Source organism: Mesorhizobium delmotii, from assembly GCF_900149755.1.
GTDB classification, from domain to species: Bacteria; Pseudomonadota; Alphaproteobacteria; order Rhizobiales; family Rhizobiaceae; genus Mesorhizobium; species Mesorhizobium delmotii.
The window spans coordinates 1119893-1140014 of record NZ_FUIG01000013.1 but is presented as its reverse complement, the minus strand read 5'-3'; the positions used below and the strand labels follow the sequence as shown (position 1 = coordinate 1140014).

General features: G+C 63.8%; 14 protein-coding genes. 5 read left to right on the top strand and 9 right to left on the bottom strand.

Annotation, left to right across the window (positions count from 1 at the left end; translation table 11 throughout):
* Positions 1 to 58: 58 nt before the first annotated feature.
* The 9 genes from BQ8482_RS06920 to BQ8482_RS06880 all read right to left on the bottom strand — a co-directional run bounded on the left by BQ8482_RS06920 (position 59) and on the right by BQ8482_RS06880 (position 10155).
* On the bottom strand, positions 59 to 1333 hold the full coding sequence (locus BQ8482_RS06920; RefSeq protein ID WP_123146789.1) for a tetratricopeptide repeat protein: 1275 nt from the start codon (positions 1331 to 1333) through the stop codon (positions 59 to 61).
* Between the two features lie 399 nt (positions 1334 to 1732).
* On the bottom strand, positions 1733 to 2920 hold the full coding sequence (locus tag BQ8482_RS06915; RefSeq protein ID WP_123146788.1) for a magnesium transporter: 1188 nt from the start codon (positions 2918 to 2920) through the stop codon (positions 1733 to 1735).
* Between the two features lie 341 nt (positions 2921 to 3261).
* Positions 3262 to 4074, bottom strand: a complete 813-nt coding sequence (locus BQ8482_RS06910; protein ID WP_123146787.1) for an SDR family NAD(P)-dependent oxidoreductase — start codon at positions 4072 to 4074, stop codon at positions 3262 to 3264.
* A complete protein-coding gene (locus BQ8482_RS06905; RefSeq protein WP_123146786.1) occupies positions 4071 to 5072 on the bottom strand; it encodes a sugar phosphate isomerase/epimerase family protein in 1002 nt (333 codons plus the stop codon). Before BQ8482_RS06905 ends, BQ8482_RS06910 begins: the two co-directional genes overlap by 4 nt.
* A 40-nt stretch (positions 5073 to 5112) precedes the next feature.
* Positions 5113 to 5886, bottom strand: coding sequence for an SDR family NAD(P)-dependent oxidoreductase (locus BQ8482_RS06900; RefSeq protein WP_123146785.1), 774 nt, complete (start codon positions 5884 to 5886; stop codon positions 5113 to 5115).
* 4 nt (positions 5887 to 5890) lie between these two features.
* The gene (locus BQ8482_RS06895; RefSeq protein ID WP_123146784.1) at positions 5891 to 6988 is read right to left on the bottom strand and encodes an ABC transporter ATP-binding protein; all 1098 of its coding nucleotides are present in this window, start codon (positions 6986 to 6988) and stop codon (positions 5891 to 5893) included.
* Positions 6989 to 6998: 10 nt separating this feature from the next.
* Positions 6999 to 7901, bottom strand: coding sequence for a carbohydrate ABC transporter permease (locus tag BQ8482_RS06890; RefSeq protein WP_123146783.1), 903 nt, complete (start codon positions 7899 to 7901; stop codon positions 6999 to 7001).
* Positions 7894 to 8829 (bottom strand): carbohydrate ABC transporter permease, encoded by a 936-nt coding sequence (locus BQ8482_RS06885; protein WP_123146782.1) that lies wholly within the window; start codon positions 8827 to 8829, stop codon positions 7894 to 7896. The genes BQ8482_RS06890 and BQ8482_RS06885 overlap by 8 nt, the downstream gene beginning before the upstream one ends.
* 60 nt (positions 8830 to 8889) lie before the next feature.
* Positions 8890 to 10155, bottom strand: coding sequence for an ABC transporter substrate-binding protein (locus BQ8482_RS06880; RefSeq protein ID WP_123146781.1), 1266 nt, complete (start codon positions 10153 to 10155; stop codon positions 8890 to 8892).
* A gap of 143 nt (positions 10156 to 10298) precedes the next feature.
* Here BQ8482_RS06880 and BQ8482_RS06875 point away from each other — a divergent pair, with 143 nt between their 5' ends.
* The 5 genes from BQ8482_RS06875 (at position 10299) to BQ8482_RS06855 (ending at position 19979) form a co-directional block, all read left to right on the top strand.
* Positions 10299 to 11495 carry an ROK family transcriptional regulator gene (locus BQ8482_RS06875; protein ID WP_244602701.1) on the top strand — a complete coding sequence of 399 codons (1197 nt, stop codon included), beginning with the start codon at positions 10299 to 10301 and terminating at the stop codon, positions 11493 to 11495.
* 204 nt (positions 11496 to 11699) lie between these two features.
* Positions 11700 to 13220 (top strand): TIGR02677 family protein, encoded by a 1521-nt coding sequence (locus BQ8482_RS06870; protein WP_244602643.1) that lies wholly within the window; start codon positions 11700 to 11702, stop codon positions 13218 to 13220.
* Positions 13217 to 14506: a TIGR02678 family protein gene (locus tag BQ8482_RS06865; RefSeq protein ID WP_123146778.1), complete on the top strand. Its 1290-nt coding sequence runs from the start codon at positions 13217 to 13219 to the stop codon at positions 14504 to 14506. Before BQ8482_RS06870 ends, BQ8482_RS06865 begins: the two co-directional genes overlap by 4 nt.
* Positions 14503 to 18681 carry a TIGR02680 family protein gene (locus tag BQ8482_RS06860; RefSeq protein WP_123146777.1) on the top strand — a complete coding sequence of 1393 codons (4179 nt, stop codon included), beginning with the start codon at positions 14503 to 14505 and terminating at the stop codon, positions 18679 to 18681. The genes BQ8482_RS06865 and BQ8482_RS06860 overlap by 4 nt, the downstream gene beginning before the upstream one ends.
* Positions 18678 to 19979 (top strand): TIGR02679 family protein, encoded by a 1302-nt coding sequence (locus BQ8482_RS06855; RefSeq protein WP_123146776.1) that lies wholly within the window; start codon positions 18678 to 18680, stop codon positions 19977 to 19979. The genes BQ8482_RS06860 and BQ8482_RS06855 overlap by 4 nt, the downstream gene beginning before the upstream one ends.
* The last annotated feature ends 143 nt before the right edge of the window (positions 19980 to 20122 follow it).

Here is a 20122-nt window from a genome sequence, read left to right as displayed (position 1 = left end):
GCAAGGCAGGCGATACAAGTCGCTATCTGACGATACAGGGTCCTCATCGCGGCCTCTTTCAGTTGAGCGTCAACGTGTAGCTCACGAGCAATTCGAATGAATTTCGGTCGCCGCTGGCGATCTCGAAGTCGGTTTCGCGATAGGCGAGGTCGACACTGACCTTCTGCCATTCAGTGAGCTGAAAATCGCTTTCCGAGGCAATGCGCCAGAAGTCGCTCTCTATGTTCGTGCCGATGCCGAAGGACAAGTCGGGAGTGTCGCTGTGGCCGGCCGAGACAGCGACCTGGTGAGACCATACGAAAAGGTCCGGTACTTCCATCAGCACGCCGCCGTAGCGGACCTCTCCCATATAGCTGCGGCCGATTTCGCCGGCTCCGGAGGCGAAGTCAGTCGAGCCGACCAGGCGCAGCCCGAGCGCCTGGCCATTGCGGAAGCGGTAGCTGCCGCCTGCCTCATAGAAAACCCTGCTATCGGCGAAGATGCCTTTCGAGGCGCTTAGATCGATGTAGCCGCCACCCGCGAAAAGCGTCGTCTCGACGGTGGGGCGCACGAGCAAGCGTCCACTGAGACCGACGCCGGTCTCGTGGATATCGCTGTCGAAGCGATCTGTAACAGCGAACGCGGAAAGCAGCAGCCGTAGCGAATCGATCCCGCTGTTGGGCAGTCCCTTGTCCAAGGTAATCGCCGCGTCGCCGTGGATAAAAGTCTCCTCATCTCCGGGAACCGAGAGGTCTTCTGTGAAAAAGCGCTCTGTCGCTGCCAGCGAGCCCGAGAGGACAAGCGCGTCAGAACTTGGCGTGCCGAGGTCCCATCGGACAAAACCTTCCGCCCGCCCATAGGGCGAGACCAAGGTGCGGTTGTCTTCGGCCCCGTCCGGCTCAAAATCGGTGGATGCGCTGAACATGCCGCCAGTCAGAGCGATCTCCCAGGTGACGCCACGTAACGCGCGCTCGATGCGGGCGAGCAGGCGAACGGCTTCCTGCTGCTCATCCGCGGACAGGTCCCCGACCTCGAGCCCGTACTGCACCTGCCGCCGGGCCAATTCATAGGAGCCGACGTGATAGTACAACCGGCTGGCCGCGAGCCGGGCGCGCGCATCGCGAGGATATTTGATGAGATACTGCTCGATCGACGAGATCGCCTGATCGTACTGCCCTGCGTTGACGGCAACTGTGACGAATTGAGCTAGCGCTCCGTTGTCGGTCGGATTGGCAATGCGGGCCGAAAACGCATCGTCATAGGCCGGATAGAGACCTTGTGCGCCGGCCGGCAATATGCCGGTACAAAGCAGCGCCGCGGCGAAGCCGAAGATCATTGAAAACGAGGAATGCATGCCGAGAACCCCACCCAACCCGACTAGTGCAGCGGATCTAGCACGCCGCCACGAAAAAAAGCGACAGAACTGTCACGGGGCCTTCCGAGTCTTCAGCAGCTGTTGCAGCTGCGCAACAAACTATCGGATTCATTCGCATTTCTCCTACGCTGGTTGGCCAAACATCTTTTGAGCGTTGCTGGACCCCGAGAAAGTATTCGCTACAAACGGCAACTAAGACAAATCATAATCAGCCGTGGATTGCGCAGCCTACAAGATCAACATTGTTTACGAGATTCTGCACGAATCTGGCCGCGTCTGACGCATCTTGGGTCAAATGAGGCTCATCCGAAGGTCTTCGGTCCGCCGAATCGCCAGTGCGGCACAGCACGGCGCCCGGCGCTCAAGCGGCGCGACGGACTACAGCACCAGCATGGTGGCCAGCCCCAGCATCAGGCCCATGCCGACGATATCGGTCACGGTGGTTAGGAAGATCGCCGAAGCCACGGCCGGATCGGCGCCGACACGCCGCAGGCCCAACGGGATCAGCACGCCGGAGATTCCGGACATGAGGCACGATCCGGACATTGCGAGCAGGATCACAAGTGCCAGCATGGGCGCCTGGGATGCCGAGTCCGGCTGCCGTGAAGCGTAGAACCACATGGCCGCAGCCGCCACCAGACCGACGAGCAAGCCGTTGGCGATCCCGAGCGCTCCCTCCCTCAGCACCAGGTGCAGCTTCGGTCGTTTGTCCACATCCCCTAGGGCGAGGCCACGCAGCGTAATAGCCAGCGCCTGGCAGCCGGTGTTTCCGCTCTGTCCGGCCAACACCGGGAGGAACGCCGCCAACGCGACGATCTTCTCGATCGTGCCTGTGAACGAGCCGACCACGAAAGCGGCAATGAAGGCCGTCAGCAGGTTGAGCTGCAGCCACGGATGACGTTTCAAGAAGGCTGAAAACAGCGGAGTGAAAGAACGCTCCTCCTTCTGGACACCCACCATCTGGCCAGGCTGGGCAGAAATCTCGATGATTTGCTGCTCGAACAGCCGCCAGCCGCGAACCTGCCCGAGCAGCCGGTTTTCCGCGTCCACCACGGGATAGACAGGGTAGTGACGGCGTACCGCCGCCTTGCAGGCTTCGCTCAAAGGCATATCGACGTGAAGCGCGAACGGACTTGCCAGCATGATCTGATCCACCGTCGCGTCGGCCTCGCTCAGCATCAGATCGCGCAAGACCACCAGGCCAACCAGTCTATCGCCCTCGTCCGTGATGTAGAGGTAAGTCAACTCGGTCGGCACCTGGGCTCGTCTGACGGCCCCCACCGCGGCGGCTACCGTCGTCCCGACAGGAACGCTGGCGGGGATCGGGTCCATCAGCTCGACGATGGCCTCGGGGATCGCGAGATCCTTGCCGTCGGTATGAGATTTGATGGGCCGCCTTTGCGATGGCAAATACTCCGCCACCTTCCGGGCGTGCCTATCCGGTAACAACTTTAGTGCGTCGCGGATGAACTCGGGAGACTCTCGGGCTAGCAATTCAGCCGCATCGTCAGGTGCTCGAGCACGCAGCGTTCGCACCAACTTCTGAATGTCGTTCTCTTCCCTCATCTGTTCCCCCAACCTCTAATGTTGCGCCTCTGAGCTTATAGACGGGACCGGTTCGCTCTGCCCAGGCGCACGGTGGCCCAAGCGCCTCGATCCGGAAATCTTCGCCTTCTCAGGGAGCCGAGTAGACCGACCCAGACAAATCTGAGCCATTGCGTGGGTGCATACAGGCGGGCTGTAACGTCAGCGTGTCGCCAAGAGAATTGACGTGTTGCCGAACTTCACCGTCGATTCCTGGGCTCTGCGAGCACGTCGCATCAACGAAAAGGTCGGCAATGGGCCGTCGTGGCCCTGCTCATTGGGGTGCGCTCAGCCCGACAGTTCGCGGTGTGAACGGCCGCGATTCAACCTGGGAAGATGGTGAAACCGCCGTCGACGCGAATGACCTGCCCGTTGATGAAACGCGCGCGCGGACCGGCGAGGAAGGCCACCGCTTCGGCGATCTCTTCAGGCTCGGCATACCGGTTCAGCGACTTCTTGCTCGAATCCATGCGCTCCGGATCGACCACGCGGCTCGCCTGGAACCGTGCCGTCTTGGTGGCGCCGGGGCTCACCGCGTTGATGCGCACGCCGTCGTCGATCAATTCCTTGGCAAGGCAGCGCGTATAATGGACGACGGCCGCCTTAAGCGTGGAGTAGACCACCTCCGGCGAGCATCCGATATGCGCTGCCGCCGAGGCAATGTTGATCACCGAGCCTGAGCCGCGCTTGACCATAGGCGGAATGAACGCCTGGCAGACCAGCATCGTGCCGATGAGATTGTTGTCGGTCAGAACCTTGATGTCATCATAGTCGATGTCGAGCGCGTTGTTGGGGCTGGGTTTTACTCCCTTGGCGCCGATGTCGCCGCCGGCGCAGTTGACCAGAACATGCACATCGCCGAGCTCCGCCTCGATCTTCCTCTTCATTTCGGCGACGGCTTGCCTGTCGCCTATGTTACCGGTGACCGCGGTCACCCGTGTCCCATGTTTTTCCAAACCTCTGGCGGATTCGCCGAGGTCTGCGAATTCGCCATACTGTGATGGACGAGTCCAATCGAGATCATGGATCGCGACGTTTGCTCCAAGTTCGGCCAGGCGGTCGGCCATGACGCGGCCGAGGCCGCGTCCCGAGCCGGTCACGAAGGCAGTCAGGCCGCTGAGTTCTCGGGCAGTCATGCTGATTTCTCCATTGCAATGAAATCGAACTTCTTCATGTTGGCGGCGCTGCGCCGGATCATGTCGAGCTCATACGAAACGAGTGCACCGTCATCGTCGCGTTCCCATGGCGTCCGGTAGTCGGCGTCGTCCGCAAGGCGGTTTACGCGCGCGGCACTCAGGCAGGCCGCGAACTCGCGCGCGGTTTTCGGCGCATATCCGTTCCACCAATCGTCGGTGAGACAGCGAACGTGGCGGGCTTCCAGCGCGCCCGGCTCGAGCACTGCCGTCAGCGTGTCGTGGTGCTCAGCGAGGATGGCCGCCAGTTCGGCGAATGGCACGGCGCCGTCGCCGATCGCGCAGCGGACCAGACGATAGCCCTCATCCGTGAACTGCACGCGATAGTCCTTGAGGTGGACATGGCGGACATAGGGCGCGATCCGCCGCGTGAAGGCAAGCGGTGCCTCGCCGACAGGAAACGTGTTGCCCGTATCGTAGGTGATGCCGACACCGGGCCCGCCGAGTTCGCAGTATGCGACCAGTTCGTCGCTGCCGAAGTCCTGATGGTTCTCGATGCCGAGCACCCGGCCCTCAGCCGCCGCGCGCGGCCCCCATTCCGTCAGGGCAGCGCGGATCGTCGCGTTGAACTCGCTCCATTTCCCACCCCACACGTTGCGGTCGCCGCACAAGACGGGGGTCAGTGCGATACGGATCGTTGTCGCCTCGAGCAGGCGCGCAGCCCGAAACGCGTTGTCCAACGGACCTGCCACGAGAAGTCCGCCGCTCACCACCGGGACGAGGTCAAGGGCGGTTAGACGCCTGCGCAGTTCGACGACCTCGGCGTCCGGCAAGTCGGTCAGCCATGGTTCATAGATCTCGAGCGTGCGTGCGCCGAGTTCCTGCGCAAGCGCTATGAAGCCTTCCAGCCCCGCCCCATCCGGATTGTGCCGCGGCGTGCCGCGGCCCTGCAGGCCGAGATGGTAGGTCAGTCCGTAAGGGTTGAGGCCGAAACGAAGCATCAGCTTGGCAGTTCCAATGAAGGGTGGGGAAGGGATCTCACTATCGCAGACCCGCATCGACGGTGATGGACTGTTTCGTGATCATGCGGCTGTCATCGGCGGCAAGGAAGAGCACGGTCCGTGCAATCTCATCGCCCAGGAGGACGCGGCGGATCAATTGCCGCTGCACCGTCTGGTCGATTGCGTCCTGCGTCTTGAACCACAGCTCGCGCTGCCGCTCGGTGATGACAGCGCCGGGTTCGACTGCATTGACGCGGATGTTGTCGGATCCAAACGACCGCGCCAGTGCGCGGGTCAGGGCCACCACCGCCCCCTTGGCGGTGGCATAGGCCACCATCTGGTCCGCGCCGAAACGCCAGGCGATGGAAGAGAAGTTTATGATCGAGCCGAAGCCGAGTTCCTTCATATGCGGATGCACCGCCTGCGCAGCGAAGAAGTGATGCCGGAGATTGACGTCGAAGCTGCGGTCCCAATATTCGGCCGTCATCGCGTCAACCGGATGGCGCTGATCATCGGCAGCGTTGTTCACCAGAACGGCGACCGGACCAAGCTGCGCGCGCACGCCTTCCACCGAAGCCTGCAGTTCATCAACGTCGGTCACATCGCAATGGAGGTACAACGGGGCCTGCCTGCCGGCACCGCTGAGCTCACGGACCAGCGCCTCTGCGGGCCCATCCTGCACATCGAGAAAGCATACACGGGCGCCATTCGAGGCAAAGGCGCGGACCATATCGGCGCCGATCCCGGAGGCGCCGCCGGAGATCAGCACGACGCGATCGGTCAAGCTCGGGTAAGTCGCGAATTGTATGGACATCAGATCACAGAAGCGCCTTGGTTGTTGGATCGAACAGACAGGCGCGCGACATGTCGATGCCGAGCGTTATCGTCTCGCCCATGACGGGAGCGTCATCCGGCTCGAATCGGCCGGTGATCTCCAGGTCCCCTAGCCTGAGGACGGCAAGCGTCTCGGCCCCGGTCGGCTCGACCAGTTCGACCGGCGCCTGCATGGACTGCACAGAAGGTTTGCGCGACTTCAGGTCCGTCGTGAAGCGGTAGATATGTTCCGGCCGAACACCGAGCACCACGTCCTTTGGCGCACCGGCGGGCAAAGGCGCGGCAAGGGCAAGAGTAGCGTCGCTGCCGTCAGCGGCGCGCACCGAGATGCTGGTCGAGCCGGTAAGCCGGGCGGGGATGAAATTCATCGCCGGCGACCCCATGAAACCGGCCACGAACATGTTGGTCGGCCGGTCATAGATCCGCTTCGGCGTGTCGAACTGCTGCACGGAGCCCTGGTTCATCACCGCAATGCGGGACGCGAGCGTCATCGCCTCGACCTGATCGTGGGTGACGTACACCGTCGTCTTGCCGACGCGGTGGTGCAGCTTCTTGATTTCGGTGCGCATGTCCACCCGCAGCTTGGCGTCGAGATTGGATAGAGGCTCATCGAACAGAAACAGCTTCGGGTCGCGCACCAGGGCGCGCCCCATCGCAACGCGCTGCCGCTGCCCACCCGACAACTGCCCAGGCTTGCGTTTGAGCAACTGCTCGATCTGCAGGAGTGCGGCAACCCGCTTTACGGCTTCAGCTTGCTCCGCTTTGGCCACGCCTCGGCTTTCCATGCCGAAGGTGATGTTCTGGCGCACCGTCATCGTGGGATAGAGGGCGTATGACTGAAACACCATCGCTATGTCGCGGTCCTTGGGCTGCACGGAATTCACAAGTCGGTCGCCGATCCAGATCTCGCCCGACGTGACGGTTTCCAGGCCGGCGATCATGGCGAGCAAGGTTGACTTGCCGCAGCCGGAGGGACCGACAAGGGCGATGAATTCCCCGGTCCGCGCCTCGAGATTGATGCCGGCCAGAATCTCGAGCCCGCCATAGCTCTTGTGAAGGTCGCGGATCATCAGCGCGGACATGGGCGATGCCTCATTTGATGGCGCCCTGCGTCAGGCCGCGCACGAAGTACTTTCCACCGAACAGGTAGATCAGCAATGGCGGCAGCGCGCCGATCAGCACGGCCGCACTCATCACATCGTAAGCACGGGCGGTCGTACCGCCGGCAGTGAGCGCGACCAATGCTGCCGTAATCGGCTGCTGCTGGCCGGAGGTGAAGACGACGCCGAACAGATACTCGTTCCAGATACCGGTGAATTGCCAGATGACGGTAACAATCAAGATCGGCGGCGACAGCGGCAGGATGATCTTGCGAAAAATCCGCCAGAAGCCGGCGCCGTCGATGCGTGCCGCCTTGATAAGATCGTCCGGTATGCTGACGTAGAAGTTGCGGCAGAACAGGGTCGTGAACGAGATGCCCTGGACGACGTGTATTAGTACCAGCCCGTATGTCGAATTGGTTAGGCCGAGTTTGCCGAGCAGGAACGCCCACGGCATCAGTGAGATCTGGCCGGGCATGAAGACGCCGAGCAGCATCATATTGAACAGAATTTCCGAGCCCTTGAAGCGCCATTTCGACAGCACGTAGCCGTTCATGGCGCCGAGGAGCGTGGAGATGGCCGTCGCGGGGATCGTCATCCAGAGCGAGTTGAAGAAATTGCGCTTCATGCCTTCGCAGGTGCCGCTGACGCAATAAGTGCCCCAAGCCTGCGCCCACGCATCGAGGCGGAAGCTGCGCGGCAGCGAGATGAGGCCGTTGCGGGCAATCTCGGACTGCTCCCGCAAGGAGTTGAAGACCACGACCAGCAGCGGTGCAAGGTAGATGACCGCAAAAAGCGTCAGCACCGCATAAACAAGGAAGCGGTTCCAGAAATATCGCCGCGTAGCCGCGGCCGCTTCGGGATCATGCCGGGCGTTGGTGGCAATTTCAGCCATTGCGGCCCTCCGCCCGCCTGCGCCAAACGATCCACAAGGAATAAGGCACCAGCACAACCGCGAGGGCCGCGAGCATCATCATCGCCGCAGCGGCACCCTCGCCGATTTGCCCGCGCTGGAACATCAGGTCGTAGACGTAGATCGCCGGGAAGGTAGTGGATACACCTGGCCCGCCCCGCGTCAACGCCGCCACCAGGTCGAACGTCTTGATGGCGAACTGGATCTGAATGACCGCCACCGCCAGAAAAATCGGGGCGATCGTTGGCAGAATGACCTTCCGATAGGTTCGCGAAACCGACGCACCGTCGATCTGCGCTGCTTTGATGAGATCCGGATCGACCGACCGCAGGCCAGCCAGGAAAAGCGCCATTGCGAAGCCGGACGACTGCCAGATACCGGTTATGATCACCGCATAGATCGCGGTGTTGCGATTGGCCGTCAGGGCGAAGCTGAAGTCGGTCCAGCCGAGCCCCCGCACGAAGGCCTGGATGCCGTCGACGGGATTATAGAGCCAGCTCCACACCGTACCGGTGACGATGAACGAGACTGCCAGCGGATAGAGGAAGATCGTGCGCCAAACCGCCTCGCCGCGAACGCGCTGGTCGATCAGGATCGCGAGAAGTAGTCCGATGGCCATCGAGCCGACAATATAGAAGCCGCTGAACAGGAAGAGGTTCGTATAGGCGATGTTCCAGCGCCGGTTCGCCCAGAGCGAAGCATAATTGTCTAGGCCGGCGAACCCATAGGTCGGCATCAGCGACGAATTGGAGAGCGAGAGATACAGCGTCCAGAGCGCGAAGACGAAGACGTAGATGAAACTCGCCGCAAGCGACGGCGCCAGCACCAGAATGGGCACCATCGTGCCCAGGCGCTGCCGCCACGGGGCTGCGGGAGCCGCAACCGGTACAGTCAGGTCATGCGTGGACATCGGCTGCTCCCGCGAAGTCAGGCCGGGCGCGCCACGCCGGGCCAATCATCGGCAGCTTCTTCACATCTGCGCTTCGGCCGCATCAGCCATCGCACTAGCTGCGTCCTGCGCGGTCATGTCCGGCGTCGCCACGAATTCGGTGACGGAATCCATGATCGCGCCGCGCACCTTCTGCGGGATCGTCATGTTATGCGCCATCGAACGGACAAGCGTGCCGCCATCGATCGACGCCTGCAGGTCCTTCTGGGAGAGCTGCTGGCATGGATTGAAGCCGTTCGAAAGATCGACGTCGAGACGGGCCGGGATCGAGCCCTTGGTCTGATTGAAAATCGTCTGGAACTCAGGCGACAGGATGGTGCTGGCGAGCAGTTTCTGCCCCTCAACGTAGTCCGGATCCTTCTGCTGGAAGAACACGACCGAGTCGGAATTCAGGATGAAGCCCGGCTTGCCCCAGTCAGTTGGCGCCTGGGCGCAGACATAGTCGGTGCCCTCCTTGAAGCCGCCGGCCGTGAGCAGGCCGAGCGTCCAGTCGCCCATGATGTGGAAGGCGGCCTCGCCGCGGCCGACCAAATGCGACATGCTATCCCACTCGCGCCCGTTCATGCCGGGGTCCATATATTTCGTCGTCATGGTGCGGAACTGTTCGAAGGCCTTGACCATGCCGTCACTGCGCATCGCCTCGACGTCACCCTCGACGAAGGCCTTCTTGAAGAGATCGAGATCCATTCCGTAGACCACGACCTCGAACACCGTCGAATCGGTCCAGTCGGCAGTCGAGTGCGAGATGCAGATTTTGCCCGATGCCACGATCTTGTCGCAGGCGGCGTTGAAGTCTGCCCACGTCTTCGGCACCTCGGCGACGCCTGCTTCCTGCATGACCTTCGGCGATGCCCACAGCCAGTTGATGCGATGGATGTTCATCGGCGCCGCCACCCAGCTTCCGGTCGGCTTCATCACCGGCAGCAATTCGGGAGCGACGACCTTCTCCCAATTTTCAGCTGTCGCCAGGTCGTCGAGATTGGCTGTCATGCCGGTCTCGTTCCATTCGGCGATCTCGGGTCCCTTGAGCTGCACCGCGGGGGGTGCGTTGCCGGCGATCACGTCGGCGCGCAGTTTCGCCAGCGTGTTGGCCGTGTGGCCTGCGATGGAGGTCTGCTGCCAGGTGCCACCCTTGGCGGTGAACATCTCGCCGAGCTTGGCAATAGCCTGAGCGTCCGATCCGGTCGCCCATTGATGCAACAGGTTGGTCTTGGGCTCTGCGAGCGCGGCTCCCGCAACAAAGGTGTACGCCGCAGCGGCCGCAACGGCCGTCCTCAGGTATTCCATCGTTTCACTCCCATATGTGATGTGCGGTTCGCATCGACCGCTTATGGACGCAATTTGAGCTCGTCGCAGACAGAGATGCAGTAATCTCCGTTCTTTCCAAGATGACATATTTGAGCTATCAGTCAACGTCCTTTGTGCTCATCATGAACAAACCTTCGCTTAGAAATTGGCTGATCGACAGACCCTCCGCATCACCGGAGAGCCTGATCGTTCTATGTTTACGTGAGCGCGGCGTGCTTTCTGCGTCGCAAATTACCCGCATCACCGGTTTGGCGCGGTCAACGGTTTCAACCGCGCTCAATGGCTTGAGAAAGTCCGGAATGGTGATCGAATCCTCGACCCACCATGACGGGATCAGGGGTATCGGCAGGCCTGCGACGACATTGACACTCAATCCCGCTGCGGGCACCTGCATCGGGATCCATCTGGGTCTCGACGAGATGCGGTGCATCGTCGCCGACGTCTCGCATTCTGTCATTGCCGAAGAAACTATCCCCATGGGTCTGGATTACCAGCCACAACAGGCGGCCCAGCTCGCCAAGTCAGCAATTGCCCAATGCTACGAAGAGAACGGTCTGCCGATAGCGGGGCTCCTGGGGGTTGGGGTTTCCGTCTCTGGCCCTGTCAGCCGCGAAGGAGTGGTGCTGCGCGCGAGTATTGTTCCGACCTGGGCCGGGGTCAACATCCGCGACGTGTTCGGACCGGTTCTCGAACAGCCGATTTTCGCCGATAACGAGAGCAACTGCTCGGCCATTGCCGAGCTGATGTGGGGCGCGGCCGTCGGCCAAGACGATTTCGTGCTGTTCAAGATCGATCTGGGCGTTGGCGGGGCCATTGTCCAGCATGGCCGGCTGGTGACTGGCATCGCCGGCGGCGCCGGCGAATTCGGGCACATCAGCATCGATCCCGGTGGCGATCTTTGCCGGTGCGGCAATCGCGGATGCCTGGAGCTCTATGCGAGTTTTGCCCGGCCGCTCGAGCAGATTTCGCGCATCGTGCGGCGGCCGGTCACGATGGACGAGGTGATCATGATGGCAGAACAGGGCGACGTCGGAGCGTTGCGGATGATCGAGGACACCGCGGAGTTCGCCGGCCGTGGTCTTGGCTTGATCGGCTCGGTGATCAATCCGCCACTTATCATCATCGGTGGCCGCATGGCTTTGGCGGGCGAAATTCTCCTGGCACCGCTGATCGCGTCATATGAACGCCACACGCTCATCAAGTCCCGCGATCTCGCGCCCGCCCTGCGCACGCGGATAATCGTTGGCAAGCACACGCAGAACGATGCATTGCTTGGCGCGGTCGGCCTGGTGCTGCGCCACAACAGCCGACTGCAATGATCTGGGTTGCGCCGAGCGGCGCTACGACATTCACCGCCCGTGCGATTCAGATCGACCAAACTACTTCGAAAAAGGTGTGTTGACCGGCACGAACCGACCCACATGCAGAGGAAGACGGAGGCCTAAAGCTCGCCAAGCGGTCTTGACTAGGCGCGGGAACAAAGCAAAAACACTCGAAGTGAGTCCGGGAGGCAGCGATTGCCCATGCACATTGCGAACGACCCGGCGGACCTCTTCCGTCACGTCAGTGCCGAAAAGGCCGTATTCTACCGCTGCATCATGGACGTCTTCGCGGCGGCCAAGCGGCAATACCGTTTGCAGTTGCGGCCCGACGAAGTGCTTGCCGAAGCCCGATGGCCGAACAAGCCGCCGCGCATTGAGGATGTGAATGCGGCGCTTTCCCAGCTCACGGAATGGGGCAATCTCGAATCGCATCCCGACACCGCGCGGGTTTCAAGCCTTAGCGACTTCTACCGTGCACGCTTTCTCTACCGGCTCTCGCAGGGCGGCGAGGCCGTGGAATCAGCGTTGGCGGTGTTCGTACAGACCTTGCAGCGCCGCGCTGAGCTGCAAACGGTGGCGCTCGAGGACATAGCGAGCCGACTGCAGGCACTGAAGGCGCTGGCCGAAGCAACCCAACCCGACGTGGCCAAGGTCCACGAAACACTGCGGGATCTCGTGCGTGTCTTCGAAGGCCTAGCCGAGAACGCGCAGGCGTTCATGGCCGGCGTCGCCCGCAGTATCGAACTGCAGCAAGCCGAGGCAGGGGCGGTCGCAAACTACAAGAAGCGGCTGATCGACTATCTCGAACGCTTCATGGGCGATCTGGTGCGCCGTTCCGACACTATCGCACGCCTCATCGTGACTTTGGAGCCGGGCGTCGATGCCCTGATTGGACAGGTGGCGGAGCGCGAATCGCGGGACGCGGCTCCCGAGGGCGCACAGGATCAGGCCGAGGCGCGGAAAGGCTACCTGCAAGCATGGCGAGAACGCTGGAAGGGTTTGCGCGGTTGGTTCCTCAGCAACGGCCACGAGCCGCCGCAAGCCGAACTGTTGCGGGCGCGGGCACGGTCGGCCATCCCGCAGCTCCTGGCCGCTATCGCTGCGCTGAATGAGCGGCGCAGCGGCCGCAGCGATCGCTCTGCCGACTTCCGCCAGCTCGCCGGCTGGTTTGCAGCTTGCGCAGACAACGGTGAGGCGCACCGGCTTGCGCGGGCTGCCTTTGCTCTCAATCCGGCACGGCATTTCTCGCTCAACGCCAGCCCGGACGCCGAGCTGCCGGCCAGCACCGCCTGGGCAGACGCCCCGACGCTCAAGATTCACCCGCGTTTGCGCGAATATGGCGAAGCGGCCCCGCGCGGACCGTTGCCGCGCGTGCGAGACCGCGCCGAAGAGCGCGCGTTCCTGGCGCTTCAACTCGCTGAGGAATCACAGCAAGTCGAAGCAGCGCGCAAGCGTCTCGCCACTAGCCGCCCGGCACGGCTTTCGGACCTGGGGGAACTCGATATGCATGCCTTCGGTCTGTTCCTGGGCCTGCTCGGGGAGACACTGGCCGAACAAGCCGGGCCGGAGACGCCGGTGGAACGCCAGACGAGCGACGGCTTGCTGCACATCCAACTGAAGCCGCTTGCCCCCGACAGCCGCGCCACGATCGACACGCCGCAAGGGGTCTTTGCTGGGCGCGACCATCTGATCACCATCACCCCCTTGCAGGACGGTCGATGAAGGCGGCGAACGACTACAACGACAGTCGCGGCATCGGCCTGCTCCAGCAGCGCTTCCAGCGCGAGGAGTTTCGCGCCTGCGTGCGCGCCCTGCTGATGACGCCGCTGATCGGCCCGGCACATGAGGATTTCGCCGCCATACGCCGCCAGGCCGAAGCATTGCGCGAATGGTTTTCTCGCGAGACCGGCTGGATACTGCAGGTCGAACGCGAGGGCGCGCGCCTCTACAAGCGGCCCGGCAACCTAGCCGACACCATGCGAGGCATTCCCGGCTACGATCGCCGGCGCTACGTGCTGCTTTGCCTCGCCTGCGCGGTGCTCGAACGCGCCGACCCGCAGATCACTTTGCGCCTGCTCGGCGAGCGGCTGCTGGAGCTCGCCGCCGAGCCAACGCTCGACTTCACCTTCGCCCTCGAGGCGCAACACGAGCGGCGCGAACTCGTTTCGGTGTGCCGTACATTGCTGAGCCTCGGGGTGCTGCACCGCGTGGCCGGCGACGAAGAAACGTTCGTGGTGGCCGGAGGCGATCAGGCAGATGCGCTCTACGACGTGCAGCGCCGCATGCTTGCCGGCATGCTGGCGGCCGTGCGTGGCCCCTCCACCTGGACTCCGGAAGAGGCGCCGGCAACGCTCGAAGAGCGGCTGCGCGCCCTGGTCGGCGAACATGTGGCGGACAGCGAGGAAGGTCGGCGCACGGCGCTGCGCCACCATCTGGCACGCCGGCTTCTCGACGATCCGGTGGTCTATGTCGAGACGTTGGACCCGGAAGCCCGTGCGTACTTCTTCAACCAGCGCGGAGCGATGGCCGCTCGCCTGTGCGATGCCGCCGGCCTGGTGGCGGAACAGCGCGCGGAAGGGCTGGCGCTGGTCGACGAAGCCGGCCTGCTGACCGACGTGGCAATGCCTGCCGAAGGCACCGACGCCCATGTAACGCTGCTTGTCGCCGAATATCTGGCCGCCGGGCAAAGGCAGCGGCGGGCCGATGGCGGCGACACGGCGCAGGCCTTCGCCCGGGATATCCACGAGCATGACATTGCCGGATTCCTGCACGAGGCCAAGGCCAAGTACGGCCGTTACTGGCGTAAATCGGCACGCGAACCAGGCGCCGAACGCGAACTCGCCGCGATCGCGATCGAAAGATTGGAAAAACTGCAGCTGGCCGTGCGAGAAGCCGGCGTCGTCCGCCCGCTGCCGGCGCTCGCGCGCTTCGCGTTGGGAGAAGCAGAAATTTGCGAAACGCGCAACGCGCCGGCAGCGGACTTCGGCTTTCGGTTCGAACCGACATGAACGACCGCTTGGACCTGCTCGGCTTGACGCCCGATAAACCGCCTTTGCCGATGCCCACGCGGCAGCGCTGGCAGCCTCTGCGCCTGGGCTTGGTGGAGCTCTTTCACTACGACAGCGAGGAATTCTGGTTCCGCGACGGCCATCTGTTGCTGCGCGGCAATAACGGAACGGGCAAGTCCAAGGTGTTGTCGCTCACGCTCCCGCTGCTGTTCGACGCGCAGCTCAAGTCTTCGCGCGTCGAACCCGATGGCGACGGCGGCAAGAAGATGGCCTGGAATCTGCTGATGAACAGCCACGACCGGCGCATCGGCTATGCGTGGATCGAGTTCGGTCGCGTTGCCGAAGACGGCACGCCACGTTTTCTTTCGCTCGGCGCCGGCCTTTTTGCGACGGCAGCTCGTCCGCAGGTCGACAGTTGGTTCTTCCTGCTGGAAGACACCGACGACGCGCCGCGTATCAACCGCGATCTGTGGTTGATGAGTCCGCAGCGGGTAGTGCACACCAAGGAGCGCCTGCGCGACGCGCTCGATGGCCGTGGCCAGATGTTCGACACCGCGGCCGGCTACCGTCGCGCAGTCGACGAGCGCCTGTTCCATCTGGGCACCAAGCGCTACGACGCGTTAATGGACACGCTGATCCAGCTTCGCCAGCCGCAGCTTTCCAGGAAGCCGGACGAAACCGCGCTTTCGAATGCGCTGACCGAGGCCCAGCCGCCGCTGGCGCCCGAACTGCTTGGCGACGTTGCCGAAGCGCTCGGGCAGTTGGAGGAAGACCGCCGTCAGCTCGACGAATATCAAACACTGGCCAAGGCGGTCGGCCGTTTCGAGGAGCGTTATCGCGTCTACGCTGGCACGCAGACCCGCCGGCAGGCACGCTTGTTGCGCCAGGCCCAGACGGAATTCGACAATGCCAGCCGAGCACGAGGGGAGGCCCAGGCTCGCTTCGACGAAGCGCAAAGGCAGGAAACGCTGGAGCGGACCGCTCATGATAGCGCCGAGATCGCTCTGACGCGCGGGCGTGCGCGGCTCGACACCTTGCGCTCCGACCCGACGATGCAGGACGCCAACCGCCTCGAAAATGCCGAAAAGGAGAAGGCGGCGCGACTGCAAGCGATGCAGAGGGCCACATTGGCCGTCGAAGAGGCAGGCCGACGACTGGGGCTCAGCATCGAAGAAACCGGACGCGCAACCCGGCGCGTGGAGCAGGCGGAACGCGCATTGGCCGATCTGCGCCGGGAAAGCGCCGTTCACGCCGATGCGGCGGGCATCGCCGGCCAGCACGCCGGAAACCTCCTCGCCAAATCGGAGGCTTCCGCGCTGGTCGAACTGACACAGCATGCTTTCGACGGGGCCTGCGCCGAGCTTCGCAACCTCGTTGCCGGCCGGCGTGAACAGGTCGGGTTGCTGCGTCGCCGCCACGGCGAAGTCGCTCAGGCCGAGGCCGCCTACATGCGGCGCCGCGAAATCCGGGATGAGCGGCAGGTCGAAGCCGAGGAGGCTGCCGAGCGTCGGACCCGAGCTGACGCGGAGGTCGAACGGCAAGGCCGGGACCTGGTGGAAAGCTGGGACCGCCATCTCATCGGCCTGAAGCAATTGCAGATCGATCCCGACAGCAGGCCCGCGGCATTGACTGCCCTGACGGAATGGACAGTGTCGCTGCAAGGCGACAACCCAGCCAGCCACCTCCTGCAATCGGCGTATCAAGGAGCCAGTCTCTCTCTGACACAGCGTCGCGTGGCGCTTGATGGCCAGCGACAGGCGCTGGAGATGGAATACGGCATCCTCGAGGACGAACGCGGACGCCTGGAAGCCGGCGACGACATGGCGCCGCCCCTGCCCTACACGCGCGACGCCTCTAGCCGGGACGCGCGTCCGGGTGCGCCGCTCTGGCAAGTGATCGATTTTCGCGGCGCAGTAGCTGCCCCGCAACGCGCCGGCCTTGAAGCCGCACTCGAAGCCGCCGGGTTACTCGACGGTTGGATATCGCCTGACGGACGCCTCCAGGCCGGCGACGGCGGAACCCTGCCTTACGACATACAGGTGCTGGAACGGCAAAAGCATTCTCCATCGCTCGTCGATTGGCTGGAGGCCACCGTGCCGGCAGGCCGCGCCGTGCCGGCCAATATCATCGAGCGGGTGCTGTCGGGCATCGCCTGCGCGGATGACGATCCGATCCATAGCGAGGCCTGGATATCCACCGACGGCCGCTTCCGCCTCGGCGCGCTGTCCGGCGCGTGGAGCAAGCTGGAGGCGGTCTACATTGGGCACGCGGCCCGCGCCGCAGCCCGCGAGCGGCGGTTGGCCGAGATCGCTGGCCGTCTTGCGCAACTCTCCGATGAGTTGGCGGCCGTGCTAGCCAAAGCGGAGCAGCTCGCGCTGGATAGTGAACAGGCCGACGAAGAATGGCGCCTTGCGCCTTCTGACGAGGTATTGCAGCGCGCTCATATGGCCGCCACCGCAGCCGCGCACGCCGCGCGTCTGGCCAGCGAAAAGCTGACCGAAGCGGATACGCGGTGCCGCGAGGCCGAACAGGCGTTCAAGGTCTTGCGCGAACAGCTCGCCGCAGATGCCATGGACCTGCGCCTGCCCGAAACGGCCGATGCACTGCCCGCCGTCGAAGCGGCGCTGGATCATTATCGCGATGCACAGGCCCGGCTCGAGCAAGCGGCTCACGAGTTTTGTCTGGCATTGCCCGAGTCGCAACGACAGCGTGCCCGCGAGCGTGAGACGCGCAGCGACGTGCTGCAGCGCGAAGAGGAACTCGTGGCGGCCCGCATTGAAACGGAAGACGCCACTGCCCGGCTCGAGCTGCTGCGGGAAACGGTCGGCGCCAAGGTCGAGGAACTGCAGCGAAGGCTGACCGATGCCCGCCGCGCTGTCGAAACCGGCGAAGCCGAGCTGAAGCTCGCCGGCGATACCTTGCGCAAAGCGGGTGAGGCACGCGCGGTCGCCGGGCAACAGGCCGAGACAGCGAACGCCGTGCTTCAGGAACGCGGCGAAGCACGCGCCCAGACGATCTCCAGATTTCAGCTGTTTGCAGGCACCGGCCTGCTGTCTGCAGGGCTGCCGTATATCGAACTGCCTGACATGGGCAGCCCGTGGACGATCGACCCGGCGCTGACTCTGGCCAGACGCGCGGAACAGGAGCTGTCGAACCTCAGGGACGACGATGAGGCGTGGGCGCGCGTCCGGCGGCAGATAGCTGAAGAATTTACCGAGCTGCAGCGCGCACTCGGCGCGTTGGGTCACCAGGCCCAGGCCGATCCCAGCGATTGGGGTTTCAGGGTGGATATCGTCTATCAGAACCGGCGCGAACGGCCGGACCGCCTCGCCATCCGGCTGGCCGAAGAGATCGCCCAGCGCGGCGAACTGCTCAGCGCGAACGAACGCGCCGTCCTGGAGAACCATCTGCAAGCCGAAATCGCCGCAGAGATCCAGCGCCTGTTGCAGGCCGCCGAACGCCAGGTCGATGCCATCAACGTCGAACTGCACAAGCGCCCGACCTCCACCGGCGTGCGCTATCGCCTGTTGTGGCAGCCGCTGTCCGAAGAGGAAGGCGCGCCGGTGGGCCTCGACATGGCGCGCAAGCGCCTGCTCAACACCAGCGCGGACCTATGGTCGGCAGACGACCGGCGCGTCGTCGGGGCGATGTTGCAGCACCGCATCTCCGCCGAGCGGGAGCGCGCTGATGCCGTCGGCGGAAAGGACAGCGGCGGCACCTTGCTCGACCAGCTCGCCCGCGCCCTCGACTATCGCCATTGGCACCGCTTCCGCGTCGAACGCTGGCAGGACGGCCATTGGCGCAAGCTTTCCGGACCCGCTTCGAGCGGCGAGCGGGCGCTCGGCCTCACGGTGCCGCTCTTTGCCGCAGTCGCCAGCTTCTACAGCCAGAGCAGCTATGCCTTGGCCCCACGGCTGATGCTGCTCGACGAAGCCTTTGCCGGCATCGATGACACAGCGCGAGCGCATTGCATGGGGCTGATCCGCGAGTTCGATCTGGACTTCGTCATCACCAGCGAGCGCGAGTGGGCCTGTTATGCCGAACTGCCGGGTGTCGCCATCTGCCAGTTGCAGCGGCGCGAAGGCATCGATGCCGTATTCGTTTCTCGATGGACCTGGGACGGACGAGAGAAGAAGCCCGAGGCCGACCCCGATCGCAGATTTGCGCCGGCATGAGCGATCAAGTCGACCCGCGTCTTCAACGCCTGCTCGGTGGCGACCATCTTGCCTCGCTGCGCAAGCGGCTGCGCCAACGGTTCGAGCGCGAGCCGCTCGAAGGCGCCGTCGATCATATGCGCGTCGTCGGGCTCAGTGAAGAGGAACACGCGGCACTGGCGGCGCTGCTCGGCCGCCCGCAGCGCCGATCGAAATCCCTGCAGATCGACGTCCGCCGCGTCGATGCCGACCTGCGGCGCGCCGGCATCGCCACATCGCTGTGCGAGGCGTTGGAAAGGCTTGACGGCTCCATCCTTCATCTCGCCGGAGCACGCCTTCGACAGCAAACATTGTGGTCGAGCGTGGTAGATGGTTGCAGCCATCCCGACTTGGCCAGGCTGCTGCTGACGCCGGGAGGCATCGGCCTCGTCAAGCGACTCGCTCGGCGGGATACGGTCGCGGCTGCGGAGCTTTGCCGGCGCGCCGAAGTGGTGCTGCGGCTCCTGCCGGCAAAAGGCATAACACGATCGCAATTGGCGGCGGACGCGCTGGGCGATGCCCATGCGCTTGACAATGGTCGCGGGGCCGCGGCGCTCGTGCTGGCGGTCCTGCGCCACGCCGCCAGGCCCGCTCCTGACGCCGCAGCACCGATTGCCGACGAAGATGGCGAGACGGTACGGGAATCGAGAGAGGACGTCGTTGCGGAACCGGCCGCCGGCGCGGAGCGGATACGCGAGACATGGGCCAGAGCAGGCATTCTGGTCAACGAACTGGCACGCCCGGCCCTCTTCCTGAACCTGCCGACAGGCGGGACCGACTGCGATCGTTTGCCCCTGGGAGAACCGGCCTATGCATCACTGCGATCGCTGCTGCGCTCGCCGCCGCGATGGGAGGTAGCGGGCCGCAACGTTTACGTCTGCGAAAATCCCAACCTGCTTGCCATCGCCGCGGACCGATGGGGGGCAGGCTGCGCGCCGCTGGTGTGTACCGACGGGATGCCGGCCGCCGCGCAACGATGCCTCCTGGCTCAACTCGCGCTGGCCGGCGCGCGGCTGCGCTATCACGGCGATTTCGACTGGCCCGGATTGCGTATCGGCAACCAGGTCATGCGAGAACATGGTGCGGAGCCATGGCGCTTTGGCGCCGCGGACTATATTGCTGCCGCGCGGACGGCGCCGGGCCTGGCGCACCCGCTTGGAGGAAAGGTGGCCGAAGCGTCATGGGACGGAGCGCTGGCGCCGGCGATGCGTCAGCACCGCGTGGCCATCGCCGAAGAGGCCCTGGCCGCCTCGTTGTTGCCAGACCTCGACAATCGATGAGGCTGCATTCTTCAAGGAAGGACGCATTTTCAGCCCGACAGCAGCACTTCGGACACGGACGCTCGCATATCATTGAGCTGCTGCCGGGGCAGAACGTGAAGCGTGAAAAACCTCTCACTGGAATTGTTGAGCGCAATACGCTA